This window comes from Chromobacterium haemolyticum DSM 19808 (genome assembly GCF_000711885.1).
Taxonomy (GTDB): domain Bacteria; phylum Pseudomonadota; class Gammaproteobacteria; order Burkholderiales; family Chromobacteriaceae; genus Chromobacterium; species Chromobacterium haemolyticum.
The window spans coordinates 23,444-50,133 of sequence record NZ_JONK01000024.1; the positions used below are offsets into that span (position 1 = coordinate 23,444).

The 26,690-nt window shown below is 61.1% G+C and carries 24 protein-coding genes; 5 read left to right on the top strand and 19 right to left on the bottom strand.

What is annotated here, in order from left to right; all coding sequences use genetic code 11:
- Positions 1-24 precede the first annotated feature (24 nt).
- Positions 25-492 carry a MarR family winged helix-turn-helix transcriptional regulator gene (locus BR71_RS13800; protein ID WP_043638457.1) on the top strand — a complete coding sequence of 156 codons (468 nt, stop codon included), beginning with the start codon at positions 25-27 and terminating at the stop codon, positions 490-492.
- A gap of 97 nt (positions 493-589) precedes the next feature.
- A complete protein-coding gene (locus BR71_RS13805) occupies positions 590-847 on the top strand; it encodes a TFIIB-type zinc ribbon-containing protein (RefSeq protein ID WP_043638461.1) in 258 nt (85 codons plus the stop codon).
- A gap of 71 nt (positions 848-918) precedes the next feature.
- On the opposite strand, the gene greB is transcribed toward BR71_RS13805, so the two are convergent.
- From greB to BR71_RS13885, 16 genes are all read right to left on the bottom strand, one after another.
- Positions 919-1,473, bottom strand: coding sequence for a transcription elongation factor GreB (greB, locus tag BR71_RS13810; RefSeq protein ID WP_043591017.1), 555 nt, complete (start codon positions 1,471-1,473; stop codon positions 919-921).
- A gap of 32 nt (positions 1,474-1,505) precedes the next feature.
- Positions 1,506-1,997 (bottom strand): NUDIX domain-containing protein, encoded by a 492-nt coding sequence (locus tag BR71_RS13815; RefSeq protein WP_052370569.1) that lies wholly within the window; start codon positions 1,995-1,997, stop codon positions 1,506-1,508.
- A gap of 11 nt (positions 1,998-2,008) precedes the next feature.
- Positions 2,009-3,154, bottom strand: a complete 1,146-nt coding sequence (locus BR71_RS13820; protein ID WP_425265945.1) for a pseudouridine synthase — start codon at positions 3,152-3,154, stop codon at positions 2,009-2,011.
- Positions 3,155-3,445: 291 nt separating this feature from the next.
- A complete protein-coding gene (gene scpB, locus BR71_RS13825; RefSeq protein ID WP_043638468.1) occupies positions 3,446-4,078 on the bottom strand; it encodes an SMC-Scp complex subunit ScpB in 633 nt (210 codons plus the stop codon).
- Between the two features lie 67 nt (positions 4,079-4,145).
- Positions 4,146-4,679: a GNAT family N-acetyltransferase gene (locus tag BR71_RS13830; protein WP_052370570.1), complete on the bottom strand. Its 534-nt coding sequence runs from the start codon at positions 4,677-4,679 to the stop codon at positions 4,146-4,148.
- Between the two features lie 224 nt (positions 4,680-4,903).
- Positions 4,904-5,752, bottom strand: coding sequence for a segregation and condensation protein A (locus tag BR71_RS13835; RefSeq protein ID WP_081862671.1), 849 nt, complete (start codon positions 5,750-5,752; stop codon positions 4,904-4,906).
- 64 nt (positions 5,753-5,816) lie between these two features.
- Positions 5,817-7,322, bottom strand: a complete 1,506-nt coding sequence (locus BR71_RS13840) for a hypothetical protein (protein ID WP_043638471.1) — start codon at positions 7,320-7,322, stop codon at positions 5,817-5,819.
- Positions 7,323-7,450: 128 nt separating this feature from the next.
- The gene (gene htpG / locus BR71_RS13845) at positions 7,451-9,352 is read right to left on the bottom strand and encodes a molecular chaperone HtpG (protein WP_043638476.1); all 1,902 of its coding nucleotides are present in this window, start codon (positions 9,350-9,352) and stop codon (positions 7,451-7,453) included.
- Between the two features lie 162 nt (positions 9,353-9,514).
- Positions 9,515-10,456 (bottom strand): 4-hydroxy-3-methylbut-2-enyl diphosphate reductase, encoded by a 942-nt coding sequence (ispH, locus tag BR71_RS13850; RefSeq protein ID WP_043638479.1) that lies wholly within the window; start codon positions 10,454-10,456, stop codon positions 9,515-9,517.
- A gap of 27 nt (positions 10,457-10,483) precedes the next feature.
- Positions 10,484-10,972, bottom strand: coding sequence for a signal peptidase II (lspA, locus tag BR71_RS13855; protein WP_043638483.1), 489 nt, complete (start codon positions 10,970-10,972; stop codon positions 10,484-10,486).
- Positions 10,973-11,104: 132 nt separating this feature from the next.
- A complete protein-coding gene (gene ileS / locus BR71_RS13860) occupies positions 11,105-13,882 on the bottom strand; it encodes an isoleucine--tRNA ligase (RefSeq protein ID WP_043638486.1) in 2,778 nt (925 codons plus the stop codon).
- Positions 13,879-14,814 (bottom strand): bifunctional riboflavin kinase/FAD synthetase, encoded by a 936-nt coding sequence (locus tag BR71_RS13865; protein ID WP_043638490.1) that lies wholly within the window; start codon positions 14,812-14,814, stop codon positions 13,879-13,881. Before BR71_RS13865 ends, ileS begins: the two co-directional genes overlap by 4 nt.
- Positions 14,815-14,987: 173 nt before the next feature.
- Positions 14,988-15,665: an OmpA family protein gene (locus BR71_RS13870; protein ID WP_043638494.1), complete on the bottom strand. Its 678-nt coding sequence runs from the start codon at positions 15,663-15,665 to the stop codon at positions 14,988-14,990.
- Between the two features lie 238 nt (positions 15,666-15,903).
- Entirely contained in the window at positions 15,904-16,416 is a 513-nt protein-coding gene (locus tag BR71_RS13875) for a DUF934 domain-containing protein (protein ID WP_043638498.1), read from the bottom strand.
- Positions 16,400-18,058: a nitrite/sulfite reductase gene (locus tag BR71_RS13880; RefSeq protein ID WP_043638501.1), complete on the bottom strand. Its 1,659-nt coding sequence runs from the start codon at positions 18,056-18,058 to the stop codon at positions 16,400-16,402. The genes BR71_RS13875 and BR71_RS13880 overlap by 17 nt, the downstream gene beginning before the upstream one ends.
- Positions 18,059-18,077: 19 nt before the next feature.
- Positions 18,078-18,782 carry a phosphoadenylyl-sulfate reductase gene (locus BR71_RS13885; RefSeq protein ID WP_019102647.1) on the bottom strand — a complete coding sequence of 235 codons (705 nt, stop codon included), beginning with the start codon at positions 18,780-18,782 and terminating at the stop codon, positions 18,078-18,080.
- Between the two features lie 112 nt (positions 18,783-18,894).
- Between BR71_RS13885 and cysB the strand changes: the two genes are divergently transcribed.
- Complete coding sequence (cysB, locus tag BR71_RS13890; protein WP_043638505.1) at positions 18,895-19,839, top strand: HTH-type transcriptional regulator CysB; 945 nt, start codon at positions 18,895-18,897, stop codon at positions 19,837-19,839.
- A 67-nt stretch (positions 19,840-19,906) separates the two neighbouring features.
- Here cysB and fabG read toward each other — a convergent pair whose 3' ends face one another.
- Complete coding sequence (gene fabG / locus BR71_RS13895; protein ID WP_043638508.1) at positions 19,907-20,647, bottom strand: 3-oxoacyl-ACP reductase FabG; 741 nt, start codon at positions 20,645-20,647, stop codon at positions 19,907-19,909.
- 253 nt (positions 20,648-20,900) lie between these two features.
- Positions 20,901-22,532, bottom strand: a complete 1,632-nt coding sequence (locus BR71_RS13900; protein WP_039755612.1) for an ABC-F family ATPase — start codon at positions 22,530-22,532, stop codon at positions 20,901-20,903.
- Positions 22,533-22,707: 175 nt separating this feature from the next.
- On the opposite strand from BR71_RS13900, the gene dapA reads away from it, so the two are divergent.
- Both dapA and bamC read left to right on the top strand, forming a co-directional pair.
- Positions 22,708-23,583, top strand: coding sequence for a 4-hydroxy-tetrahydrodipicolinate synthase (gene dapA, locus BR71_RS13905; protein WP_043638511.1), 876 nt, complete (start codon positions 22,708-22,710; stop codon positions 23,581-23,583).
- A gap of 31 nt (positions 23,584-23,614) precedes the next feature.
- Positions 23,615-24,742: an outer membrane protein assembly factor BamC gene (gene bamC, locus BR71_RS13910; protein ID WP_043638514.1), complete on the top strand. Its 1,128-nt coding sequence runs from the start codon at positions 23,615-23,617 to the stop codon at positions 24,740-24,742.
- 699 nt (positions 24,743-25,441) lie between these two features.
- Here bamC and BR71_RS13915 read toward each other — a convergent pair.
- Positions 25,442-26,575, bottom strand: coding sequence for a ribosomal protein uL16 3-hydroxylase (locus tag BR71_RS13915; RefSeq protein WP_043638517.1), 1,134 nt, complete (start codon positions 26,573-26,575; stop codon positions 25,442-25,444).
- Between the last annotated feature and the right edge of the window lie 115 nt (positions 26,576-26,690).

The window sequence follows — 26,690 nt, forward strand, 5'->3', positions numbered from 1 at the left end:
CCGACCACAGCAGGTTCCGTCAACATGGCTGACCTATCTCCGTCCGATGACATGCGCGCCGCCATGGAAGCCTTCTTCCATGCCTACAAAGCTTTCACCGATAAACCGGATGAAATGCTGGCCAAACGCGGCCTGGCTCGCGTGCACCACCGCATCCTTTTCTTCGTCGCCCGCTACCCCGGTTTATCGGTCAAGGATTTGCTGGCCGCGCTGGGCGTGACCAAGCAGGCCATCAACATGCCTCTGCGCCAACTGCTGGAAATGGCGCTGGTGCAAAGCGTGGCCGCGCAGCACGACAAGCGGGTCAAGCAACTGACGCTGACCCCGGAAGGACGCAAGCTGGAGGAAGCCCTTCACCGCGAGCAACTGAAATTGCTGCAAGCGGCGTTTGGGCAAACCGGCAAGCCTGCCACCGCCGGCTGGATGCAGATCAACCGCACCCTGGCCGCGCAATCGCGGCCCGACGACGCGCCTCCGCGCGGCAAAACTTGACCCTGTAGCCGCTTCATGGTTTGCAATGCGCTGGCGAGGCCGAGCCTGCGCATTTCCCTGACCCACCGCGCCGCTCCGGCGCGCCAAGGAGCACGCCATGAATTGTCCCAGTTGCCAAGTCACCCTGCTGATGGGCGAGCGTCTGTCCGTCGCCATCGATTACTGCCCGCAGTGCCGCGGAGTCTGGCTGGCTCCCGGCCAGCTTGAGCGCTTATTGCAAACCCAAACTCCCGCCCCCTCGGCGGCCCCCGCCGCCTACGCCCCGTCCGCGCATGGTCGCGGCCATGACGACGAGCGCCGCCGCGGGGGTCACCACGGCGGCAAACACGGCTGGCTGCGCAAGCTATTGGACTGATTCCGCTCCGCCAAATAAGAAAACGGCCCGGACTGATGTCCGGGCCGTTCTCCCTCGCGTTTGCGAAAATCTCAGTCTATGCGCTCGTAGCGTACTTCCAGCACCTCGATGTCTTCATCGCCATCCGGCCCGCGGAACAACACCGAGTCGCCCTCGCGCGCCTTCAACAGCGTCCGCGCGATCGGCGAGATCCAACTGATATGGCCGCGCGCCAAATCGATCTCGTCGACCCCGACGATGCGCAACAATTGCTCGCTGCCGTCGCCGCGTTCAATCAGCACGGTGGCGGAGAAAAACACTTGGTCGGTCGCCTCCCGGGTTTCCGGATCCACCACTTCGGCGATTTCCAGACGCTTGGTCAGAAAGCGGATGCGGCGGTCTATCTCGCGCAGGCGGCGCTTGCCGTACAGATAGTCGCCATTTTCCGAACGGTCGCCGTTGCTGGCTGCCCAGTTCACAACCTGCACCATCTCCGGCCGCTCGCGGTTGACCAGGTGATAAAGCTCATCCTTCAAGCGCTGCCAGCCGCCGGGCGTAATGTAGTTCTTAGTGGAGGCGGGCAAGCGCCGCTCAGCCGGAAGATCCTCTTCCGCCTCGTCGTTTTCCTTGGTAAACGCCTTGCTCATCTTCGTCCATCCATCCATGAAAAACGCCAGCCTCAACGGCCGGCGGCGGGTTCCAACAAGGCTAGGCAATGCGGCAGCAAGCCCTTGGGCTTCAGCTTGACCCGCCGCAGCTGCTCGCGGTCCAGCCACTCAAGCTCGTAAAGATTGTCGGGCCCCATCTTGGCCAACTCCGGCCCGCCAAGTCTAAGCTCCCCGGCGTGGCTGGCGGCCAGGAACACATGCTCGACCCTGTCCTTGGCGTCCAACACGCACAGCATGCCGCCCAAACGAACGTTGAGCCCGGTTTCCTCGCGCGTCTCGCGCACGCAGGCAATGGCGGCCGTCTCGCGCCGCTTGATGCCGCCGCCCGGCAAAACATAATAGTCCTTGCCGGGTTTGACGCGATGCATCAGCAAAATGCGCCCGCCATCGACGATGGCGATGGCGGCGCGCTGACGCTTGCCTATCGCCGGCGGAGCCGGCTCAACCGCCGGCGCCGCGCCGCGCAAACGCGACCAGGCGCGGGCAGCCAGGCTCCACAACATGGCGCGCACGCTCAGCGGTGCGCCTTGGCCGAGGCCTTCTTGACCGGCGCCGCCTTCTTGCCGCCGGTGACGGTCAGATTGGACCACTTCATCACCGCGGCCACTTCAGCGGAGTTCAGCTCGTAAAACTGACCGCGCTTCAAGCGCGGAGGCAAACCGATATTACCGAAGCGCACGCGGATCAGCCGGCTGACCGTCAAGCCGAAGTGCTCGAACATGCGACGCACTTCGCGATTGCGGCCTTCCTTGATCACCACGTTGAACCATTGGTTGGCCGCCTCTTCCGGGCCGCCTTTCTGGAAGACGCGGTCAAAACGCGCTTCGCCGTCTTCCAGTTCCACGCCGGCCACCATCTGCTTCATGATTTCCGGCGTCAGCTCGCCCAACACGCGCACCGAGTACTCGCGCTCCACTTCGAAGCTGGGGTGCATCATGCGGTTGGCCAGTTCGCCGCTGGTGGTGATCAGCAACAGACCCGAAGTATTGACGTCCAGACGGCCTATCGCCACCCAGCGGCTGGACTTGGCCTGCGGCAAACGGTCGAACACAGTGACGCGGCCTTCCGGATCGTCACGGCTGACGATTTCGCCTTCTTCCTTGTGATACATGATCACGCGCGGCAGACGGTCCGGCCATTTCAACTTGATCTGGTCGCCCTTCACCATCACGCGGTCGCGCGGACCGACGCGGTCGCCCAGGCTGGCTTTCTTGCCGTTGACGGTGACCTGGCCGGCTTCGATCCATTCTTCCATCTCGCGACGCGAGCCGACGCCGGACGCCGCCAGCGCTTTTTGCAGTCGCACCGGTTCGATATCGTCCAGATCCACGCGGACTTCGCGCAAACGCTTGGCCTTGTCCTTGATGTCTTGATTGGGGCTGCGCAAACGCAGTTTCTTGGCTTTTTGCACCAGTTGCTTGCCGCCGTCGGGCTTGCCCTGACGCGGCGGCGCGCCGTTCTTGCCCGTGGCCGGCTGGCCGGCCGGCGCGGCGGCGTTTTTGTTGCCGAAGCGGCGTTCGTGATCCAGCGCCACATTGCCGTTGACGTCCCCGTTGCTGTCGCGCTGGTAGACCGGTTTGTTGCGGCCTTGCGCTTGCTGCATCCTTTGCTGTTCCTGCTCGCGGCGGCTCAGCTTGAACAGCGGCGTGCCCTCGTGCATCAGCGGGTTGCCGTAGGCGTCGCGCGGGGTGCGGCCGCCTTGGCCGCCGCTGCGGCCTTTGCCGCCGGGCTGGCCCTGACGGCCGCTGGGATCCGCCGCCTGGCCGTTGCGGCTCTTGATCATGCCGCCTTGGGTCTTGCCGCGCGGCTGAACGCCGCCGTTGGCCGGCTGGCGCGGTTGGGAAGTTTCGCGACCTTTGACACGCGCCACCGGCTGGCGGGCGTGATTGCGTTGTCCTTTAGACATATGTGCTTTGCTCTTTCCGTGCGAGCAACCTGCAGAATGTCGATGTTATTCTGCGATGGGCTCGAAATTATCCGCCTCATCGTCGAGGGGGATGTCGTCTGTGGCCGCTGCCGGGCCTTGATCCCGAGGCGCCGCCTCGGGCACTACCAGGCTTCCCAGCTCCACCAATGGCGGCAGATCCTTGAGCGAGACAAAGCCCAAGTCGTCCAGGAATTTTCGGGTAGTGGCATATAAGCCCGGCCTGCCGGGTACGTCCTTGTGGCCGATGACTTCGATCCAGCCGCGTTCCAGCAGAGTCTGCATCACGCCGGTGGACACCGATACGCCGCGTATCGCTTCGATATCGCCACGGGTCACAGGTTGTTTGTAGGCGATGATCGCCAAGGTTTCCATTACCGCGCGCGAGTAACGCGGCGGCTTTTCCGGGTTCAAGCGGTTCAAGTATGGCGTGAACTCCGCTCGGGCGCGAAAGCGCCATCCCGACGCCAATTTGACCAGTTCGACGCCCTTGCCTCTCCAGTCGCTCTGGATATCGTCGAGGATGTCGTTGATCAACGCGGCTTTCACCTCTTCGGTGAACAGCTTTTTGAGCATGGCAACCGACAGAGGTTCCTGCGCGGTCAGTAACGCCGTCTCCAGCACGATCTTCAGGTATTTTAGGTCGGTGATGGTGGACATTGAGCCGTGAAGCCGAAACACGTTTGCGCAGGAAACCGGACATTCTACATGAACTCTCCGTCCGGAGCTAAATTAATCCTTCCGCCATGTCGTCCCAAGCCGCCAGCGCGGTCAGGCTGTAACGCCGGAACGCTCGCCCTCCGTTCTCCATCGTTTCCAGCAACTGGCCGCCGCAGGCTTCCACCGTGCGCACCGCGGCAGGCCGGTCCGCCGGGCAAACCAACACCCAATTCCCATGCGCGGGCTTCTCGCCCAGCGTCTGCACATATTGCAACAGCACCCGGCCGTAACCATGGCCTCGCCAAGCCGGCAGCACTTCGAAAGCAATATGGCCGATGCGCTCCACAATCAACGCGTTGTCGGCCAGCCGCTGTCGGATCGCGCCGATGATCTCGGTACGGCCGTTGATCAGAAACCAGGTGCGGCACGGCACCCAGCCTTCGGGCAGCGCTCGCCCTTCGGCGTGTTGCAGCAATTGTCCAAGCCAGGCGTCCGGGTCCGTGCCGGCGCGACGATAATAATCCAGCCCTTCCTCATGACAGGCCAGGAAAAAAGGACGATAGGCTGGCAGATGTTTCTGGTCGGCCGCTTCAATGTGCATGGCATGCTCTCGCAATGGATATCTGTATCCTAATCGCTGCCGCGCCAACATCAAGTGCAAATCGGCGCGCCCCCTCTTTCAGAACCTGTTCAAAGTCTGCTGCGCTTCGTGGAGCGCTGCACGGTGGGTACAAGTTCAAAATGCTCATGCACCCCTCGTACACTCCGCTTTTTCGCTCGTTTTCGCCTTGTCTCGCCCTGGCTCGCAAGACTTTGAACAGCCTCTTAGACCAGCGCTATCCTGACGTAAATGGGCTGATACGGCGCCTCCTGACTGACCTTGACCAAGCCCTCCTTGACCAGCTCCAGCACCGCGATGAAGTTAACCACCAGGTGGGCGACGCCCTTGTCTGCGTCGAACAGCTCCTCGAAAGGCACGTACTCGCGGCCGTCCAGGTAGCGCAGAATCCAGCTCATCTGCTCGCGCACCGACAATTCATCCTTCTCCACCTTATGGTGGCGGTGGTGGCGCGCGCGCGACAGAATCGCCATCCACGCTTGGCGCAGATCCGCCGGGCTGACGTCGGGCAGCCGCTGCTCGGCAGACTGTTCGATCAAGACCGCCAGCCAGGCGAAGTCTCGATCGGCCTGCGGCAACTTGTCCAGCTCCAGCCCCGCCAGCTTCATCTGCTCGTACTCCAGCAAGCGGCGCACCAGTTCGGCGCGCGGATCATCCGGCTCGCCCTCCTCGTCCAACTGGGGCCGGGGCAGCAGCAAGCGCGACTTGATCTCGATCAGCAGCGCCGCCATCAGCAGATATTCGGCGGCCAGTTCCAAACGCCCGTCGCGCATCGCATCGATATAGGCCATGTACTGGACCGTGATGTCCGCCATTGGAATATTCAACACATCCAGGTTCTGTTTGCGGATCAGATAAAGCAGCAGGTCCAGCGGTCCTTCGAAACTATCCAGGATCACTTGCAGCGCGTCCGGCGGGATGAACAAATCCTGCGGCACTTCCAGCACAGGCTGGCCGAACACGTGCGCAATCGGCACGCTGGGCGGCAATTCCGGCGCGGTCAGCTGAAAATCGTCGGCCGAAGATCCGGCCTCGGGAAGGGGGGGCTTGCTCATGGCGGCAAGGATACCAGCACTGGCCGGCTGCGTGGCGGAACTTGTCCGCCGCCCTACCCGCCGTTCAAGCCTGCGCGTCGGCGGGCAGCAGCTCGTCTATCTTGATCTCCACGAATTGATAATGCGCGGTCTGCTGCAATAAGCGCACCGCGCGCACCCGACATTCGCCATCGGCGCCCCGCAGATGAAACGGCCGTAAAGCCTGATATAAACGGCCCGGCAACACCAAAATGCCGGAATGGCGGAAATGCCGCTCGGCCTGCATGCGCAACGCCGGCTCGAAGCCTCCCGCAGCATGGCTGGTGACCGCGGCGACTTCAACCGCCTGCGGCCGTTTGCCGATGAACTCGACCCCGCACTCGGTCTGCATGTCCTCGCCCCCGAAGCTGACCCAGCGCACCAGGCCCAATTGCCAGCCGAAACCGCGGCGGCGCAACATGACCACCTCGCCGGCGCGCAACGGTTGTTGCAAGGACTCTCCCTGCAGCAACAGGCCGGAAGCGCTGAGGTTGCTGATCTGCAAACGGCAGGGCTCCAACTCTCCGTCAGCCGGCTCGCCGGCGGCCAGCCGCCAGCAACGTGGCAACAAGCTGACCAGCTCGACGGTTTCGACGCTGAGCCGGCGCAACCTGACGTGCCGCCGACGAGGCGGCGCCCCCCACTCCTGACGCAAACGCGCCAGCAACCAGGCTTCGTGGCAGCCGTCCAATCCCTGTCGCTGGCGCTGGCGGCTCAATTCATCCAGGCGCTCCAGCAAACGACCGGCGTCCAGTCGCCACCACACGCCGTCGCCGTCCAGATCCAGCTCGGCGCAGAAGCGCGCCGGCCGGTCGGCGTCGGCGCGGAAAGCGAGCGCGCCGTCGTCCCCCAGCGGCTGATCCAACTGCTCCACGCGCAGCAAGCCGGCATGCTGCTCCAGCCATTGCAGCAGCAAGGCGATCTTGGCCGTCTCCAGCCGGTTGCTGGCGGTCAAACCCAACAACATCAGCCGGCGGTAGCTAAGCCCAGGCGCCGCCACGCCCCCCGCCGCCTGCCGCCCCTCCCAGCCCTGGGCCAGCGCGTAGGCGTACAAACGGTGGCAATCGCGCCAGAAGCCCTTGTGCAACGGCGCGTAGCTGCGCGCGTGCAGCGCCAGCAAATCGTAGCCGCTCGCCAACGCCAGTTGCAGGGCCTCCAACCGCGGACGAGAACTGGAAAAACGGCCGGCTTCCTGCGCGCTGAATGCCTGAGCCAGCAGCTTGCACTGCTCATGCCATTGCCGCAGCAATTGGCGGGCCGATTGCAATGCGGCGCGCGCCTCCGGGGTGCAGGACAATTCCTGCCGCGCCGCCGCGCGCTCCAGCCTGGCAACCAGCGCGGCCAACGGCGCACGCAGCGCCTGCAGTAGTTGCAAGCGTTCCGCTGGCGCCAAGGCCAAGCGCAGCCATTGCCCCAACCACTGACTGGCCTTGTCCGCGGCAAGGGTGGCCGGCTGCGTCGCCAGCGCCTCCAATTGCGCCTGGATCGCCTTGAGGTCCAGTGCCGCCCAGGGGCCTTCCGGCAGAGCGTGAATCAGCGACAGTTCCATCATGACTAAGTCATAGCTAGAGAGAAGCCGCCGATGATACCCCCAGCCATGATTTTTGGCGCGGCATTATTGCCAGCGTAAAAAAAATGCCCCGCGCGCGGCGGGGCATTCCGATGGGGACGACGTTCGGCTTAAGCCGACAGCTCCAGCATCAGCTTGTTGATGCGCTTGACGAAGGCCGCCGGATCCTCCAGCTTGCCGCCTTCGGCCAGCAAGGCCTGATCGTACAGCACCTGGGCCAGATCGCTAGCGCGGGCCTCGTCGGCCTCGTCGGCCAGTTTTTTCACCAGCACGTGCTCGGGGTTGATCTCCAGCGTGGGCTTGCTAGCCTCCACCTTCTGCCCCGCCGCTTTCAACATGCGCTCCAAGTGGGCGCTCATATCATGCTCGCCGGCTACCAGGCAGGCCGGGCTCTCGGTCAGGCGGGCGGTGGCGCGCACGTCCTTGACCCGGTCGGCCAAGGCTTTCTGCACTTTCTCCACCACCGGCTTGGCGCTTTCCTCCACCTGCTTTTGCGCTTCCTTGTCGGCTTCGTCTTCCAGCGCGCCCAAATCCAGCGCGCCCTTGGCCACGGACTGCAGCGCCTTGCCGTCGAACTCGAACAGCGAGCCCACCACCCACTCGTCTACGCGATCGGTCAGCAACAGCACCTCGACGCCCTTCTTCTTGAACACTTCCAGGTGCGGGCTGTTCTTGGCCGCGGCCAGGGTATCGGCGGTGATGTAGTAGATCTTGTCCTGGCCTTCCTTCATCCGGGCGACGTAGTCGCTCAGCGTCACCGTCGGCTCAGTGCCTTCGGACGCGGTGGAGACGAAACGCAGCAGCTTGGCGATGCGTTCCTTGTTGGCCATATCCTCGCCGACGCCCTCTTTCAGTACTTGGCCGAACTCTTGCCAGAACTCGGCGTATTTTTCCGGCTGATTGGCGGCAAGGTCTTCCAGCAGGCCCAGCACTTTCTTGACGCAGCCGTTGCGGATGGCGTCGATGTCCTTGCTTTCTTGCAGGATCTCGCGCGACACGTTCAGCGGCAGGTCGTTGCTGTCTATCACCCCGCGCACGAAGCGCAGGTAGTGCGGCATCAGCTTCTCGGTGTCTTCCATGATGAAGACGCGGCGCACGTAGAGTTTGACGCCCTGTTTGCGCTCGCGATCGAACAAGTCGAAGGGCGCGCGCGACGGGATGTACAACAGCTCGGTGTATTCCTGGCGGCCCTCGACGCGAGCGTGGCTCCAGGCCAGCGGGTCGGTGAAGTCGTGAGCCACATGCTTGTAGAACTCCTTGTACTGCTCTTCGCTGATCTCGCTCTTGCCGCGGGTCCACAGCGCGGAAGCGGAGTTCACGGCTTCCATCTCGTCGCTGACGATGACTTCGCCGTTTTCGCCGTAGCTATTGCCCTTTTTCATCTCGATCGGGATCGAGATGTGGTCGGAGTACTTGCGAACGATGCCTTTCAGCTTCCAATCGTTCAGTAGCTCGTCCTCGCCCTCCTTCAGGTGCAGCACGATTTCCGTGCCGCGGCCGGCCTTCTCCACTTGCTCCAGCGTGTATTCGCCGGCGCCCTCGGATTCCCAGCGAGTGGCGGAGTCGGCGGCGTCGCCGGCGCGGCGGGTGGTCAGCGTGACTTTATCGGCCACGATAAAGGCGGAGTAGAAGCCGACACCGAACTGACCGATCAGGTTGGCGTCTTTCTTGGCGTCGCCGGACAACTGCTCGAAAAAGGCCTTGGTGCCGGACTTGGCGATGGTGCCGATATTGGCGATGACTTCGTCGCGGCTCATGCCGATGCCGTTGTCGGCGATGGTCAGCGTGCGCGCCTCGGCGTCGTAGCCGATGGTGATCTTCAGCTCAGGCTCGTTTTCGAACAGCTCGGGCTTGGCCAAACCTTCGAAACGCAGCTTGTCGGCGGCGTCGGAAGCGTTGGAAATCAGTTCACGCAGGAAGATCTCCTTGTTGGAATACAAGGAGTGGATCATCAGCTGCAGCAGCTGCTTGACTTCGGTCTGAAAACCCAGGGTTTCTTTCAATGCGCTCATGGTGACTTATCACAAGAGTTGGTCAACGATGCGCATCAGATAAGGGCTGTCCCGGACTTTTCAATACCCCTGCCCGCAACACAGGATCGCCCCCCGCGCGAACATGAAAAAGCCCCGCGGGGGACCGCGGGGCCAGTTTGGCGTCGAGACCGCCGGGCGGGCTCAGGCGCGCTTGTCTTCGCGCAGCGCCGGCGGCAACGCAAACACCGTGTTCTCCTCCACACCGTCCAGCTCGCTGACGCTGTCCGCACCGAAAGCCTTGATCTGGTCTATCACCGCCTGCACCAGCACCTCCGGCGCGCTGGCTCCGGCGGTGACGCCCACCCGCCGCTTGCCGGCGAACCAGGCCTCCTCCAATTGACCGGCGTTGTCCACCATATAGGCGTCCACGCCCTTGAGCGCGGCCACTTCGCGCAAGCGGTTGGAGTTGGAGCTATTGGGCGACCCCACCACCACCACGATATCGCATTCATCGGCCAGCACCTTCACCGCGTCCTGCCGATTTTGCGTGGCGTAGCAGATATCGTCTTTTTTCGGGCTGGAGATCTCCGGGAAACGTGCCTTCAACGCGGCGATGATGTCGCGGGTCTCATCCACCGACAGCGTGGTCTGGCTGACGTAGGACAAGGCCGCCGGGTTGCGCACCTGCAAGCCCGCGACATCGGCGACGTTTTCCACCAGATACATGCCGCCGTCCACCTGGCCCATGGTGCCCTCCACCTCGGGGTGGCCGGCGTGGCCGATCATGACGATCTCCATGCCCGCCTTGTTCATTCGCTTGACTTCGACATGCACCTTCGTCACCAGGGGACAGGTGGCGTCGAACACCTGCAGGCCCAAAGCCGCCGCCTCTTCGCGCACCGACTGCGGCACGCCATGAGCGGAATACACCAGGGTGCTGCCGCTGGGCACATCCTTCAATTCCTCGATGAACACCGCGCCCTTGGCGCGTAGGTTCTCGACGACAAAACGGTTGTGCACCACTTCATGACGCACATAGATCGGCGCGCCGTACAGTTCAATCGCCCGCTCGACGATGGCGATGGCCCGGTCCACGCCTGCGCAGAAACCGCGCGGGTTGGCCAGCATAATGGTCTTCGTCATCACAAATCCTTGCTCAAGCCGCGGCGCTCAGGCGCGCGGCTTTCTGAAACTATCCATCACCATCAGGGCGGCTCCCACGCAAATGAAGGAGTCCGCCAGATTGAAGGCAGGGTACGACCAGCTGCTGTAGTAATGCACCTGGATGAAATCGATCACATGGCCGTGGACGATGCGGTCGATCACATTACCAAGCGCGCCGCCCATGATGAAAGCCGCGGCCAGATTCATCAGTCCGCTAAAGCGGTTCTTGAAGATATTCCAGCCCAGCCAGCCAGACACGGCGAAAGCCAGGCCCGAGAACAGATACTTCTGCCAGCCGCCGGCGTCGTGCAGGAAGCTGAACGCCGCGCCCGGATTGTACAGCAAGGTAAAACCGAAAAAGCCGGGAATGACTTCCCGGACTTCGCCGTACTGGTAATTGCCGTTGAAATAGATCTTGGACAATTGATCCAGCAACACGATTACCGCCGCCAGCGCAAACCACTTCGGCCATTGCTTGGCCTTGGGCATAGTCATTGCAGATTCCATCAGACCTTTCCACGACGCGAAGCGGAACTCCGCGCACTCTATATCAAAGCGCCGGAAGTCGGGAATGCTGAGCGCCCCCATCCTTCCGGCCCGGCCGTGCCGCCGCGTCGTCGACGCGGATCAGGCGAAGCGGCGCGTCTCGCCCTTGCCGTCGATATTGTCCACGCAACGACCGCACACCGCGCCGTGGCCGGCATGGCTGCCGACGTCTGCGCGGTAGTGCCAGCAACGCTCGCACTTCTGCTGCGTCGACGACACCACGCTGACGCGGGTTTGCTCGCCTTGCTTGACGCTGGCTTTAGAGACAATCAGCACGAACTTGAGTTCATCGCCCAAGGCGTTCAGCCACTGCAACAGCCCGCCGTCGGCTTCGATTTCGATCTCCGCCTGCAAGGAGGAGCCCAGCTGATCGGCGCTGCGCAGCGCTTCGATCTGCTTGTTGACCTGAGCGCGCAGTTCGCGAATGGCAAGCCACTTGGCGGACAAGGCCGCTTCGCGCTCGGCGGACTGAGCCGGGAATTCATGCCAGACGTGATACAGCGGCGACTCTTCCTCGCTGTCCACCAGCACGTTCCACGCCTCGTCGGCGGTGAAGCACAGGATGGGCGCCACTAGCAGCAGCAAGCTGCGGGTGATGTGGTACAGCGCGGTCTGGGCGCTTCGGCGCGCATGGCTGTCCGCCTTGGTGGTGTACAAACGGTCCTTGATCACATCCAGGTAGAAGGCGCCCAGATCCTCGGAGCAATAGCCCACCACTTCCTGCACCACATGGTGGAAGGCATAGCGCGAGTACAGTTCACCCGCCGCCTTCTCCTGCACTTCACGGGCGCGCAGCAACGCGTACTGGTCCAGTTCCACCATATTGGCCAGCGGAACAGCGTGTTCCAGCGGGTCGAAATCCGACAGATTGGACAGCAGGAAGCGGATGGTATTACGCAGACGGCGATAGCTTTCCGTTGTGCGCTTCAAGATTTCCTGCGACAGCGACATATCGCCGGAGTAGTCAGCGCTGGCCACCCACAGACGCAGGATGTCGGCGCCCAAGGTGCCGCAAATCTCTTCCGGCGCAATGCCGTTGCCGCGCGACTTGGACATCTTGTAGCCCTTGTCGTCCACGGTGAAGCCGTGGGTCAAGAGCTGCTTGTACGGCGCGCGGCCTATGGTGGCGCAACCGGTTTTCAGCGAGGACTGGAACCAGCCGCGATGCTGGTCCGAGCCTTCCAGATACAGGTCCGCCGGCCAGGCCAGCTCCGGGCGCTGCTTCAGCACCGCGAAGTGGGTGGAGCCGGAATCGAACCAAACGTCCAGAGTGTCGGAGAGCTTGCGGTATTGCTCGGCTTCTTCGCCCAGCAACTCCTTGGCGTCCAGGCTGAACCAGGCTTCGATGCCCTGCTGTTCAATGCGCAGCGCCACTTCTTCCAGCAGTTGGACGGAACGCGGATGCAGCTCGCCCGACTCCTTGTGGATGAAGAAAGTCATCGGCACGCCCCAGTTTCGCTGACGCGACACGCACCAGTCGGGGCTGTTCTTGATCATCGCGTCCAAACGCGCGCGGCCCCAGGCCGGGAAGAACTCGGTGGCATCGACGGCGCGCTGGCTGATCTCGCGCAGCGTCTCGCCGCCATTAGCCTGGCGGTCCATGCTGATGAACCACTGCGGCGTGGCACGGAAGATGATCGGCGTCTTGTGGCGCCAGCAATGCGGATAGCTATGCTCCAGCTTGGCCTTGTGCACCAGCGTGCCGCGCTCTTCCAGGGTTTCGATCACGCGCGGGTTGGCGTCCCATACCAGCATGCCGGCGAACAGTTCGGTGGTGCTCTTGTAGCGCCCGTCGTCGGCCACCGGATTGGCCACCGGCAGTTTGTACTGCAAGCCGGCCTGGAAGTCTTCCAGACCATGAGCCGGCGCGGTATGCACCAAGCCGGTACCCGCGTCGGTGGTAACGTGGTCGCCCAGAATCACCGGCACCTGGCGGTCGTAGAACGGATGGCTCAACTGAATCAGCTCCAGCGCCTCGCCCTTGGCTTCGCCCAGCACGCGGAACTCTTCGATGCCATAGCGCTTCATCGCCGACTCGACCAGATCCTTGCCCAGGATCAGCTTGCCCTTGGGGGTGTCGATCAACTGATAATCCAGATTCGCGCCGGCGGCGACGGCCTGGTTGGCCGGCAGCGTCCACGGCGTGGTGGTCCAGATTACGGCCATCGCGCCGGAAGCGTCGGCATCGAAGGCGGCCGAAGCCTTGTCGGCGTCAAGCACCTTGAAGCCGACATCGATCGCCGGCGACACTTTGTCTTCGTATTCGACTTCGGCCTCGGCCAGCGACGAGCCGCATTCGATGCACCAGTGCACCGGCTTCTCGCCCTTGCTCAGATAGCCGTTCTCGAAGATCTTGCCGAGGGTCCGCACGATATCGGCCTCGGTCTTGAAATCCATGGTCAGATAGGGATTGTCCCAATCGCCCAACACGCCAAGGCGAATGAAGCCCTTCTTCTGGCGCGCCACCTGCTCTTTCGCGTATTCGCGACACAGTTCGCGAAACTTGGCGGCGGGAATGTCCTTGCCGTGCAGCTTCTCCACCATCAGTTCGATGGGCAGGCCGTGGCAGTCCCAGCCCGGCACATAAGGGGCGTCGAAACCGGCCAGCGTCTTGGAGCGGACGATGATGTCCTTCAACACCTTGTTGACCGCGTGGCCCAGGTGGATGTCGTTGTTGGCGTACGGAGGGCCGTCGTGCAGGATGAACTTGGGGCGGCCGGCGGAGAGCTTGCGCAGCTTGTCGTAGCGCTTCTCTTCCTGCCAGCGCTTGACCCAGGCCGGTTCGCGTTTGGCCAGATCCCCGCGCATGGCGAAGGGTGTATCCAGCAGGTTTACGGTTTTACGATAATCGATGCTCATGCCTGCTCTCGCTGCAAACTTGTCAAATAGGTCTTGGCGCTGCCCGCGTCTTTTTCAATCTGAGCGATCAGCGCCGATAAATCATCATACCGCGCCTCGTCGCGCAGTTTCTTCAGGAATCGCACCGTCAGCCGCTGCCCGTAGAGATCGCCGGCGAAATCGAACAGATGCACTTCCAGTTTGTAGTCCGGTGTGTTGCTGACCGTCGGGTTCAAACCCAGGCTGGCCACGCCGCCCAACACGCCGTCGGCGGTTTCCGCCTGCACGACGAATACGCCCTGCAAGGCCGGACGCAAATGCGGCAAATGGATGTTGGCCGTGGGAAAGCCTATGGTGCGGCCCAGCTTCTTGCCATGCACCACACGCCCGGAAATCTGATACTCGCGCCCCAGCAGGCTTTCCGCGCCGCTCAGGTCCCCTGCGGCCAGCCGCTCGCGCACCAAGGTGCTGGAGGCGCGTTCACCCATGGCCAACACCGTCGGCATCGCCTCGGTGACGAAATGGGGACAGGAGCTCAGCATCTCGAAATGGCCCTGCCGCTTGGCGCCGAACTGGAAGTCGTCGCCGATCAGCAAATACTTGGTCTGCAGCCCCTGGACCAGAACCTTGTCGATGAAATCCGACGCCGACATGCCGGCGAAGCCGCGATTGAAGCGATAGACGAACACATAATCAACCAAACCCAACCGCTGCAGAAACACCAGTTTATCTCGCAACGTGGACAAACGGCCAGGCGGATTGTCGCGCGCGAAGAACTCCCTCGGATGGGGCTCGAAGGTCAACAGGGCCGTCGGTAGGCCTCGGGCGTCGGCTTCCAGCCGCAGACGCTGCAGCATTTTCTGATGGCCAAGGTGCACGCCGTCGAAATTGCCTATGGTCAAGGCGCAGGCTGGCAGCTGATAACGCCGCGGATCTCCAAAAAATACCTGCATGTGCTGGTCTTATTGCGTCCTGAAAACCTTCGATTGTATCTGCCAGCTACGGATAGCGTCCAGACATGAAACGCAATTGGGCCGGCAACGGCGAACTGAGCCGGCTATCCGCCATACAATGCAAAAAGCCCCGCAAGATTGCGGGGCTTTTTGAACAGAGCAGCTAATCGAGATTACTTCTTCTCAACCAGGGACTCTTTAACCGCGTCGATGGTCAGCTCAACGCGACGATCAGACTCGATGCATTCCTTGATAGCCAGGTTCTGCTTGGAACCTTTCTTCTGGTATTTCGGGAATTTGGCCTTGCACTCGGCAGTCATCTTGGCTTCGGCGGCGCCGCGACCTACGGAGGTCACTTTTTCAGCCGGAACGCCAGCAGCGATGAAGTAGCCTTTAACAGCGTCGGCGCGCTCTTGCGACAGACGGTTGTTGTAAGCAGCGGAACCCATGAAGTCGGTGTAGCCAGCAACTTCAACGGACTTCAGGTAGCCTTTGCCAGCGTTGGCTTTCAGCTTTTCAACCAGCGGGTCCAGTTCGTTCTTGGCATCAGCGCGCAGCTTGGCCTTGTCGAAGTCGAACAGCACTTTAGCGGACAGGGTGACTTTTTCTTTTTCGGAAACCAGCACCGGCTTCGGAGCTTCTGCTACCGGCTTGGCAGCTTCGCGATCGCCACATTCAACCAGGCCGTCTTTAGCCTTGTCGAAGAAGTTGGTTCTCCAGCACTCGCCGTAGTTGTTGCGAGTCACGGATTCGGTGGACTGGTCAACGGCATAGCCAGGTTTAGCAGCAAAAGCGCTAGCGGAAACCAACAGAGCAGCAACCAGGGCGCTCAGTTTCAGCTGTTTAGTCATGTTATTCCCTCTTTAATCTATAAAATGGGTAGCAATGCGGGCTGACGCAAAGACCACACGAACAATTTTACTGCAAACAACAGGGTGATCTGCAAACTGTGTTTATGCAGTTAACCCGCACTATAGAAACGCTGCAACCCCATGTCAACTTAGGACGCCACAGATTGAGAGCAATCCGTTGCAAAAAAACGTCAAAAAAAGCGTTTTTTTGTGGCCTCTGTCTCGCATAAACCACACATTACAGCGATGTGACGCGCCTACGAAACAGTGGCAGCGGATTGAGCACAGTAGCCTGATAGTTTTCGCTAAAAGTATTAAAACCATCCAGCGAAGATTCCAGCGCCTTGCCATCCTTAATGGCGAATGCATCAAAACCGACTTGCGCCATGGAGTGCAGTAAGTCTTGCCAGACATCCCCAATCGCCCGCAGTTCCCCGCGATAGCCGTAACGCTCGCGCAGCAAGCGGGCATGACTGTAGCCGCGGCCATCGGTAAAGGCCGGAAAATCGACGGCGATCAACTCCAGCTCTGGCAAATCGGCCAGTAGCTGTGCGGGATCCTCGTCCGGCCCTAGCCAAACCCCCACCCGCGCAGCATGGCTGCGCCAGAACGCGCGCCTCTCCAGCCAATCGGACAGCGGCACGATCACATTGCCGCCCGCCGCGACTTCCGGCAACTGGCCGTTTTCGTCCCTGCGCAGCAGACTCCAATCGTCCGGCCGGACTTGTCCCTGTTTAATGATGTTTGGCATACACCCGCTCCTTGAAGGGTTCGATGCCGATACGGCGCACGGTTTCAATGAAGCGCTCACCCGAACCGCGTTGTTCCAAATAGACGCTCATGATGGTGGTGAAAGCCTTGGGCACGTCGGCCTGAGCAAACGAGGGCCCTATCACCTTGCCTATGCTGGTGGCGCTGCCCTGGCTGCCGCCCAGCGTGATCTGGTACCACTCCTCCCCGTTCTTGTCGACGCCGAGTATGCCGATATTGCCGATATGGTGATGACCGCAAGCGTTCATGCAACCGGAGAAATTGCAGTCAATGTCGCCAAGGTCGTACAGATAGTCCATGTCCTCGAAGGTTTGCTGAATAGCCTCCGCAACCGGAATCGAACGCGCATTGGCCAGCGAGCAGAAGTCGCCGCCCGGACAGCAGATAATGTCGGTGAGCAGGCCGATATTGGGCGTGGCGAAGCCATGCTCGCGCGCCAGTAGCCACAGCGCGTGCAAATCCTTCTCCGGCACGTCCGGCAGCACCAGGTTTTGCTCATGGGCGACGCGCAGCTCGCCAAAGCCGAAGCGGTCGGCCAAATCCGCCGCCGCGTCCATCTGTTCCGCGCTGATGTCGCCGGGCGGCACGCCGGCCCGCTTCAGCGACAGCACCACCGAGCGATAGCCCGGCCGCTTGTGGGCGCGGGTATTGCGCTCCGCCCAACGGGCGAAGCCTTTGTCCTCTTCGAGCAGTGCCCGCAGTTCGGGGGGATTGGCCGGCAGCGTCTGATACGGCGGGTCAGTGAAAAAGCTGGCGTAATGAGCGACGTCCTCGTCACGCAGGGTGGCAGGACCGCCCTTGATATGCAGCCATTCGTCCTCGACCTTGGCGGCAAAGCCCTCCACCGTCATCGCCTTGACCAGAATCTTGATGCGCGCCTTGTACTTGTTGTCGCGACGGCCAAAGCGGTTGTAAACCCGCAGCACCGCGTCCAGATAGGTCAGCAGGTGCGGCGTGGGCAAAAAATCCTTGACCACGTCGCCGACGATGGGGGTACGCCCCAGACCGCCGCCCACCATCACTCGGAAGCCCACTTCGCCGGCCTCGTTGCGCACCACGTGCAGGCCGATGTCGTGCACGCGGGTGGCTGCGCGGTCCTCCACGCTGCCGGACACCGCGATCTTGAATTTGCGCGGCAGGAAGGTGAACTCGGGGTGCAAGGTGCTCCACTGCCGAATGATTTCGCACCAGGGCCGCGGGTCCAGCAGTTCGTCGCCGGCCACGCCGGCGAACGCGTCGGTCGTCGTGTTGCGCACGCAGTTGCCCGAAGTCTGGATCGCATGCATCTCCACCGTGGACAGCTCTTCCAGGATATCGGGCACCCGCGCCAGCTCCGGCCAGTTGAACTGAATGTTCTGGCGGGTGGTGAAATGGCCGTAGCCCTTATCGTAGCGGCGGGCGATGTCGGCCAACTTGCGCAGCTGGCCGCTGCGCAGATGGCCGTAGGGAATGGCGACGCGCAGCATCGGCGCGTGGCGCTGCACGTACAGGCCATTCATCAAACGCAGCGGGCGAAACTCGTCCTCGCTCAGCTCGCCGGCCAGATAGCGCCGGGTCTGATCGCGGAACTGGACCACGCGCTCGCGGACGATACGGTGATCGACTTCATCATATTGATACATGGTGCTCTTTCAGACGGCGCTATGCCGGACGTTTCAACGGGCTGGCCTTGACGTGCAGGCCGCACTCCTTGGAATCGGGGTTTTCCCACCACCAGCGTCCAGCTCGGACGTCCTCGCCCACCGAAATGGCCCGGGTACAGGGCGCGCAGCCGATGGAAGGATAATGGCGGTCATGCAGGGCGTTGTAGGGCACTTCGTGCGCGCGCAGGTAGTCCCAGACATCACGCTCGCTCCAGTCCAGCAGCGGGCTGTATTTTTGCAGGCCGTTGTCGGCGTCGTATTCGCTGACCTGCAGGTCCTGACGCGTCGGCGACTGTTCGCGCCGCAACCCCGTGATCCAGGCGGACCGCCCGGCCAGCGCGCGCCGCAGCGGCTCCAGCTTGCGTACCTGGCAACAGGACTTGCGCGCGTCCACGCTGCGGTAAAAGCCGTTGATGCCATGGAGACCGACGTATTGCTCGACCGCGGCGGCCTGAGGGAAATACACGGCGACTGGGTGGCTGGGGTAGCGCTCTTCCACCCGTTGCATCAGATCGTAGGTTTCCGCCGGCAGGCGGCCGGTGTCCAGGCTAAAGGCCGCTATGCCCAGCCCCAGACGGGCGATCAGATCGGTCAGCACCATGTCCTCCGCGCCGTAGCTGTTGGCCAGCACGGCGTCCGGATGCGCGGCGGCGATCGTCCTGAGGCAGGCGACGGTGGCGTCCAGTTTTGCTTCCAGGCTCATCAGAGACTCCAGGCAGGAAATTTCATGACAATCCTACCCAAGCCGCTTATAAACCGAAAAGAATATTGTGTTAGTATTTAATTACTACAGGTTTTATAGAGGATGGCGTCGCATGAAGCTGCAACAACTGCGTTACTTGGTGGAGGTGGCCAAGCAAGGGCTGAACGTCTCGGAAGCCGCGGAAAAACTGCACACCTCGCAGCCGGGCATTTCCAAGCAGATCCGGCTGCTGGAGGATGAACTGGGCATCCAGGTCTTCATCCGCAACGGCAAGCGGGTGGTTTCAGTGTCCGAGCCCGGCAAAGAGGTGCTGCGCATCTCGGAGCGCATTCTGCGCGAAGCGCAGAATCTGAAACGGGTGGGCGACGAATTCTCCAAAGAGGCGGAAGGCGCGCTGACCATCGCCACCACGCACACCCAAGCACGCTACGCGCTGCCGCCGGCCATCGCCGAATTCGTTCGACGTTACCCCAAAGTGAGGCTGTCGATCAAGCAGGGGAGCCCCACCCAGATCTGCGAAATGGTGGTGTCCGGCGAAGCCGACCTCGCCATCGCCACCGAAGGCATCGCTTTGTACAAAGAATTGGCGATGCTGCCCTGCTATGAATGGAACCGTTCCATCGTGGTGCAGGAAGGACACGAGCTGACGGGGTTGGATCGCCCGCTGACGCTGGCGGACATCGCCCGCTACCCCATCGTCACCTACGACTTCGCCTTCGCCGGCCGCTCCAAGATCAACAAAGCTTTCGCCGACCAGGGCCTGGCGCCCAACGTGGTGCTGACCGCGATCGATACCGACGTGATCAAGACCTATGTCGGCCTGGGACTGGGCATAGGCATCATCGCCAGCATGGCTTACGAGCCGGAGCGCGACGTCAATCTGCAATTGCTGGACGCCGGCCATCTGTTCGAACCGTCCACGACCAAGATCGGCATCCGCAAGGACGCCTATCTGCGCGGCTTCGCCTACACCTTTATCGAGCTGTTCGCGCCGCATTTGCACCGACGCGAAGTCGAAGCCGCTCTGCTGGCCCGGGACCCGGACAGCGAGGATTGAAGCCTCCGTGGCCCGACAAAGCAAAACGCCCCGACATCGGGGCGTTTTCACGTGCGGGCGCGAAGAATCAGAGCGTCAGGCCGCCAGTCACTTCGATGGCCGCGCCGTTGATGTAGCTGGCTTCGTCGGACGCCAGGAAGGCGTAGACGTTGGCGATCTCGGTCGGATCGGCCATGCGCCGCATCGGCACTTTGTCCTCCATCGCCTGAATCACCTTCTCCGGCATCGATTGCAGGATGGGGGTGGCAACGAAGCCCGGGCACACCGCGTTGGCGCGAATGCCTTTTTTGCCCAATTCCTTGGCCCAGGTTTTGACGAAGCCAATGACGCCGAACTTGGACGCAGCGTAGTTGGTCTGGCCGAAGTTGCCGTAGACACCCACCACCGAGGACGCGTTCAGAATCACGCCGCCGCCCTGCTCCACCATGGTGTCGATCACCGCGCGGGCACAGTTGTAAACGCCTTTCAGATTGATGTCGATCACCTTGTCGAACTGGTCTTCGGTCATCTTCATCAGTTGAGCGTCCATGACGATGCCGGCGTTGTTGACCAGAACGTCGATGCGGCCGCGGCGGTTTTTCAGATCGGCAACCATGTCCGCGATCTGCCCCTTATTCGTCACATCCACCTTGTAGCCGATGGCTTCGCCGCCAGCCTGCTGCAACTCCTCTACCACCGCGTTAACAGCGTCCAGATTGAGGTCGCAAACGGCGACGACCGCGCCTTCTTTAACGAATTTCTCGGCTGTCGCCTTGCCGATGCCGCTGGCGGCGCCGGTGATGATGGAGACTTTACCTTTCAAGCGCATGGATTTTCCTTACTGACTTTGTAGATGACAGGCAATCCGTCCAGAGGCCGGACTCACAACTCCACCATCGACCACCTATGGCCAAATACCTGTTTTTATTGGTTATTTTTTAAAGCAAAAAGAAAAGCGGAAGTTTGTGCGCCGCAGCCATTGCAGTGCACAAGACGCACTGCAATATAGCGCACTCACTCCCGCCGGTAAAGCAACTGCTCTACAGGTCAGTTACCGAGTGTAACCGACCATAAGCAGCAACTTACTCCAGGCCTTTGCTGGCCAAGTAGTCTTCGTAGTTGCCGGTGTAGTAGTCGTACCCGCCCTTGCCGTCCAGCTCCAACACATGCGTCGCCAGCGAGCTGACGAACTGACGGTCGTGGGAGACAAAGATCAAGGTGCCCTTGTACTTCTCCAGCGCCATGTTCAGGGATTCGATCGACTCCATGTCCATATGGTTGGTCGGCTCATCCATAATCATCACATTCGGCTTTTGCAGGATCAGCTTGCCGTACAGCATGCGGCCCTTCTCGCCGCCGGACAGCACGCGCACCGGCTTGCCCACCTCGTCGCCACCAAACAACAGACGGCCCAGCGTGCCGCGGATCACCTGCTCGTCGTCGCCTTCCTGGCCCCATTCGCGCATCCATTCCGTCAGCGTCATGTCGCTGTCGAAATCGGCCTCGTGGTCCTGGGCGAAATAGCCCACCTGGGCTTTCTCCGCCCATTTGATCGAGCCGTGGTCAGCGCTCAGGCCTTCGGCGAACTGCGCGTCAAAGGCGCCGGCCAGCAATTTAACCAGCGAGGTCTTGCCCGCGCCGTTAGGGCCGATAATGGCCAAGCGGGCCCCTGCCTCCAGGATCAGGCTCAAATCCTTGAACAGGACTTTGGTATCGTAAGCCTTATTGAGGTGATCCACCTCCACCGCCTGACGGTGCAGTTTGAACTTGTCGTCCATTTCAAAACGAATGAACGGGTTTTGACGGCTGGACGGCTTCACTTCCACCATTTCGGACTTCAGCTTGTCCACCTGCTTCAGTCGGCTGGTCGCCTGGCGCGCCTTGGACTTGTTGGCAGAGAAGCGGGCCACGAACTCTTGCAGTTCCTGGATACGTTCCTTGGCCTTGCTGTTGGACGACAACTGGCGTTCGCGCGCCTGGGCCGACGCGATCATGTAGTCGTCGTAATTGCCCGGGTAGATACGAATGGTGTTGTAGTCCAAATCCGCCATGTGGGTGCACACCGAATTCAGGAAGTGACGGTCGTGCGAAATGATGATCATGGTGGAGTTGCGCTCGTTGAGCACGTTTTCCAACCAGCGGATGGTGTTGATGTCCAGGTTGTTGGTGGGTTCGTCCAGCAACAGGATGTCCGGATTGGAGAACAGAGCCTGAGCCAGCAAAACACGCAATTTCCAGCCCGGCGCCACTTCGCTCATCGGGCCGGCGTGCTGTTCCACCGGAATGCCCACGCCCATCAGCAGTTCGCCGGCGCGCGCCTCGGCGGTGTAGCCGTCGTATTCGGCGAACTTGGCTTCCAGTTCGGCGGCGTGCATGTAATCGTCTTCGCTGGCTTCCGGGTTGGCATAGATGGCGTCGCGTTCGCTCATCGCCGCCCACATTTCGGAATGCCCCATCATCACCACGTCGATGACGCGCTGATCTTCATAGGCGAACTGATCCTGGCGCAGCTTACCCAGGCGCAGGCCGTTCTCAATGGCCACCTCGCCGCTGGTCTGCTCCAGGTCGCCACCCAGAATCTTCATAAAAGTGGATTTGCCGGAACCGTTGGCGCCGATCAGGCCATAACGGTTGCCTTCGCCAAATTTGACGGAAACCTTTTCGAACAAAGGTTTGACGCCAAACTGCATGGTAATATTGCTTGTGGTAATCACGCTTAGGGATCCTTCAGCCAAATAGCCGTAAGTATCGGAAAAACGTGGGATTCTAGCACAGTGCAGGCGTTTTCCCGAACCGTCCGTCAAGGAAACGCCGCCTACCTTTTGCCAGCTTCTCGAATTCCGCTACAATCGTAAGCCTTGTTTTCTATTCCCTGAGATAGGCTGAACTATGCTTACCGGCAGCTTGGTCGCCCTGGTCACCCCGATGTCCGCAGACGGCTCGGTCGACTACGAGGCACTGCGACGACTCGTCGATTTCCATATTGAGAATGGCACCGACGGCATTGTCGCGGTTGGCACCACTGGCGAATCCGCCACATTGAACGTGACCGAGCACATCGCCGTGGTCAAGGCGGTTGTGAAATACGCCGCCGGCCGCGTCAAAGTCGTCGCCGGCGCCGGCGGCAACTCCACGGCCGAAGCGATCGAACTGAGCCACTTGTCTCAGGAGGTTGGCGCCGATTACGTGTTGTCGGTCGTGCCTTATTACAACAAGCCCACTCAGGAAGGTCTTTACCAGCATTTCAAAGCGATCGCCGATGCCAGCAAGCTGCCGGTCATCCTTTATAACGTGCCCGGCCGCACCGTTGCCGACATGAGCAACGACACCGCGCTGCGCCTGGCCGCCCACCCCAACATCGTCGGCCTGAAAGACGCCACCGGCGACATCGGCCGCGCCTGTGATCTGGTCATGCGCGTTCCGGACGGCTTCACCCTCTACTCCGGGGACGACGCCACCGGCATGGCTTTCATGCTGTGCGGCGGCCATGGCGTGATCTCGGTCACCGCCAATATCGCGCCCAAATTGATGAGCGAGCTTTGCAAAGCCGCCACCGGCGGCAACGCCAAGCTGGCTCGCGAAATCAACGACAAGCTGCAAGGCCTGCACAAGCAGCTGTTTATCGAACCCAACCCGATTCCGGCCAAGTGGGCGCTGGCGCGGATGAACCGGATTCCCTCCGGCATACGCCTGCCGCTGACGCCGCTGTCCATCGACGCGCAAGCCTCCGTGGAAGCGGCGATGAAACAAGCCGACATCCTTTAATCCTTCCTCTGCCGAAACGATGGGAGACCGCATGAAACGAACCGCGCCCGCCGCGATTCTGCTGGCAACCGGCATTATCGCCGGTTGCAGCTCGCAACAGCCGCTGACCAAGAAGCTGGACTACCAGTCCGACAAGCCTAAAACCGTCAACACTCTGGAAGTGCCGCCCGACCTGACCGCGCCGCAAATCCAGAACAAGTACACCATCCCCGGCGCAGCCAGCGCCGCAGCCCAAGGCGCCAAAGTCGACTCTCCGGCCCAACAGCCGGCGGCCGGCAGCTCGGTTGCGCTGAACCAGCTGGACAACGTCAAGATGGAGCGCGCCGGCACCCAACGCTGGCTGGTGGTATCCGGCAAGAGCCCGGAACAGCTGTGGCCGGCATTGAAGGCCTTCTGGCAAGACAACGGCTTCGTCATCAAGAGCGAAGACCCGGCCGTAGGCGTCATGGAAACGGACTGGGCGGAAAACCGCGCCAAGCTGCCCAACGACGGCCTGCGCAAACTGCTGGAAACCGTCGGTCTCGGCAGCGTCTACTCCACCGGCGAGCGCGACAAATTCCGCATTCGTCTGGAAAAGACCGCCAACGGCACAGAAGTCTACTTCTCCCACCGCGGCATGGAAGAAGTCTATGCCGACACAACCAAGACCAACACCATCTGGCAGCCCCGCGCCACCGACCCAGGCCTGGAAGCCGAGTTGCTGGGCCGCTTCATGATGAATCTGGGCATGGCCGAGGACAAAGCTCGCGAACAGGTCAAGCAGACGCTGAGCGCGCCGACCAAGCCGCAAACACCCATCGTCGACGGCCAGTTGGTGCTCAGTGACGAGTTCGACCGCGCCTGGCGCCGCGTCGGCTTGGCGCTGGATCGCGTCGGCCTGGTGGTCAGCGACCGAGACCGCTCCCAAGGCGTTTACTTCGTCAAACCGGCCAAGAGCGAAACCGATAAGAACGAATCCGGCGGCTTCTGGTCCAGCCTCGCCTTCTGGAAGAGCAACGACGGCAAGTCCGCCAAGCCCACCGAGCAGGAATACCGCGTGCAAATCAAGGAAACCGCGCCCGGCTCCAGCACGGTGTCCATTCAGGACAAGCAGGGCAAGCCTCTGTCCGACGCGTTCAGCAAGGCCGCGCTGTCGAAATTGCAAACCGAGCTGCAATAAGACGCGAAATCAGCGCGTGCCTTAAAAAAGAAAAGCCCGCTATCGCGGGCTTTTCTTTGCACCTTGATTATCAAACTGCCGATCAGTTAATCCGGCCATAGACAATCAGGCAAAAATGTAACACTTTGTAGCGAACAGACAATTGTGTTGTTTTCATGTTGCAACACCCCTTGTTCCATTTGCTACAGATACAAAAAAACCGGCCATAGCCGGTTTTTTTGTCGCAGGCCAAGAATTACTTGGCAGCGGAAGCCTCAGCAGCCGGAGCGGAAGCAGCAGCCGGAGCGGAAGCTTCAGCAGCCGGAGCGGATGCCGGAGCGGCAGCCGGAGCGGATGCTTCAACAGCAGGAGCGGAAGCTTCAGCCGGAGCTTCAGCTTTCTTACCGCAAGCGGACAGGGCTACAGCCAGCAGGGCAGCAACGAGGAGCGACTGTTTCATTTTTTCATTACCTTTGAGGATAAGTTGAACAAGACGTCAGTTATCGCACGGTCTTCGAAATAAGCCGGGCGACTGAAAATCCATCAGTGCGCAAATTGTATCACGAAAAAAAAGGCTGTATAGGGGGCAAAATTCCAAAAAAACACCTTTGCCCATAATCCTCTTCCGCAAAGCAGCATAGCCACAAAAACGGGCGTTTACCCCTGTCGTTGAGGCCAGAATTTGTCGATATCACTTGCGCATCCGAACAATTTCTGTGGTTATTTTGCTACATTCGTCGCCAAATGCCAATAGCCTGCCAGATATCCCTCATACAAACATTCCTGCATGCCGGGCCCAAGCGCCGCGCCTGCAATGCGTCTGGCATTGGCGAAGGCGCACCAGGCCTCGAAATCCCCCTCTTCCACCTCCAGTTTCTCGCCATTGCAATAGAAACTGTCGCCGCAGAACAGAATCTGACTCTTGCGATCCAGCTCCAATCCATGCTCGGCCGCTTCGATCTCGAATTCGTCTTCGTCCAACTCCTCTTCCGGCGCCTCGTAAAAGACATGCGCCTTGGGTTCGGTCAGATAGTGGCCCAGAAAGTCGCCCACCGCGGCCTTGTCCCAGCGAATCTGCTCCAGCAGCCGGCTAACCTGCTCCACCATATCATCGCCTATTCGCGCCGGATCTTGCTGCAACGTGAGGTCGGGGTCGGCGTACACGCCTTCCACGCAGAGGCGGTCTTGCAAATGCACCAGGAATTGTGTCGCCAGTTCCTGCGCCGGCGGGGCGCGAAAACCGATCGAATAAGTCATGCCGGGATCCAACGCCACGCCGTGATGCGCGCACTTTGGCGGCAGATAGAGCATGTCGCCGTGCTCCAGCACGAACTCCTGCTCGCAGCGGAAATCCTTCAGCACCCGGATCGGCGCGTCTTCGATGAAGTCGTCGTCGTGCTGGGTGGATATCTGCCAGCGCTTGCGCCCGCCCACTTGCAGCAGGAACACATCGTAGGCGTCGAAATGCGGGCCCACGGTGCCGCCCGGCGGCGCGTAGCTGATCATCAAATCGTCCAGCCGCGCGTAAGGAATGAAATTGAAACGCCACAGCAGCTCGTCGATGTGCGGCAAGTGCTGGTTGACGCCCTGCACCAACAAGGTCCAGTCCGTCTCCGGCAGGCGGCGGAAGCGCGCCGGGCGGAACGGACCGCGCTCCAGGCTCCAGCGTCCGTCGCGACATTCAATCAAGCGCGATTCAGCGTCTTCGCGGGTCGCCAGCTGAGACAGCACCGAAAAATCCGCCAGCGGCCCCACTTCGGTCAGAGCGCCGCGGATCAGCAAAGGCTTCTTGTGCCAGTACTCGGCAAGGAATTGTTGGGGCGACATCCCGCCCAGCAAAGTTGTTGTGTTCATGGCAGTTTCACGGGCTGAAACGCCCGGCAATGGTTTACAATAAGGGATGCGCGCAATGGCGGCGCATCTGAAAATCGTTTTCGATGGCCGGCTTGCGCCGCCATCTGCTTTATTG

Bases quoted from the DNA above. Each gene is read 5' to 3' on its own strand.
- ispH (WP_043638479.1), bottom strand. From the start codon at position 10,456: ATGACGAAGACCATTATGCTGGCCAACCCGCGCGGTTTCTGCGCAGGC.
- lspA (WP_043638483.1), bottom strand. From the start codon at position 10,972: ATGACTATGCCCAAGGCCAAGCAATGGCCGAAGTGGTTTGCGCTGGCG.
- BR71_RS13815 (WP_052370569.1), bottom strand. From the start codon at position 1,997: ATGTTGTGGAGCCTGGCTGCCCGCGCCTGGTCGCGTTTGCGCGGCGCG.
- BR71_RS13875 (WP_043638498.1), bottom strand. From the start codon at position 16,416: ATGCCAAACATCATTAAACAGGGACAAGTCCGGCCGGACGATTGGAGT.
- BR71_RS13865 (WP_043638490.1), bottom strand. From the start codon at position 14,814: ATGCAGGTATTTTTTGGAGATCCGCGGCGTTATCAGCTGCCAGCCTGC.
- BR71_RS13880 (WP_043638501.1), bottom strand. From the start codon at position 18,058: ATGTATCAATATGATGAAGTCGATCACCGTATCGTCCGCGAGCGCGTG.
- BR71_RS13915 (WP_043638517.1), bottom strand. From the start codon at position 26,575: ATGAACACAACAACTTTGCTGGGCGGGATGTCGCCCCAACAATTCCTT.
- BR71_RS13835 (WP_081862671.1), bottom strand. From the start codon at position 5,752: ATGAGCAAGCCCCCCCTTCCCGAGGCCGGATCTTCGGCCGACGATTTT.
- BR71_RS13800 (WP_043638457.1), top strand. From the start codon at position 25: ATGGCTGACCTATCTCCGTCCGATGACATGCGCGCCGCCATGGAAGCC.
- BR71_RS13885 (WP_019102647.1), bottom strand. From the start codon at position 18,782: ATGAGCCTGGAAGCAAAACTGGACGCCACCGTCGCCTGCCTCAGGACG.
- BR71_RS13840 (WP_043638471.1), bottom strand. From the start codon at position 7,322: ATGATGGAACTGTCGCTGATTCACGCTCTGCCGGAAGGCCCCTGGGCG.
- scpB (WP_043638468.1), bottom strand. From the start codon at position 4,078: ATGTCCACCATCACCGACCTAAAATACCTGAAGATCGTGCTGGAGACG.
- htpG (WP_043638476.1), bottom strand. From the start codon at position 9,352: ATGAGCGCATTGAAAGAAACCCTGGGTTTTCAGACCGAAGTCAAGCAG.
- BR71_RS13830 (WP_052370570.1), bottom strand. From the start codon at position 4,679: ATGCACATTGAAGCGGCCGACCAGAAACATCTGCCAGCCTATCGTCCT.
- BR71_RS13820 (WP_425265945.1), bottom strand. From the start codon at position 3,154: ATGCACGAGGGCACGCCGCTGTTCAAGCTGAGCCGCCGCGAGCAGGAA.
- BR71_RS13805 (WP_043638461.1), top strand. From the start codon at position 590: ATGAATTGTCCCAGTTGCCAAGTCACCCTGCTGATGGGCGAGCGTCTG.
- BR71_RS13870 (WP_043638494.1), bottom strand. From the start codon at position 15,665: ATGACTAAACAGCTGAAACTGAGCGCCCTGGTTGCTGCTCTGTTGGTT.
- bamC (WP_043638514.1), top strand. From the start codon at position 23,615: ATGAAACGAACCGCGCCCGCCGCGATTCTGCTGGCAACCGGCATTATC.
- greB (WP_043591017.1), bottom strand. From the start codon at position 1,473: ATGAGCAAGGCGTTTACCAAGGAAAACGACGAGGCGGAAGAGGATCTT.
- fabG (WP_043638508.1), bottom strand. From the start codon at position 20,647: ATGCGCTTGAAAGGTAAAGTCTCCATCATCACCGGCGCCGCCAGCGGC.
- cysB (WP_043638505.1), top strand. From the start codon at position 18,895: ATGAAGCTGCAACAACTGCGTTACTTGGTGGAGGTGGCCAAGCAAGGG.
- ileS (WP_043638486.1), bottom strand. From the start codon at position 13,882: ATGAGCATCGATTATCGTAAAACCGTAAACCTGCTGGATACACCCTTC.
- dapA (WP_043638511.1), top strand. From the start codon at position 22,708: ATGCTTACCGGCAGCTTGGTCGCCCTGGTCACCCCGATGTCCGCAGAC.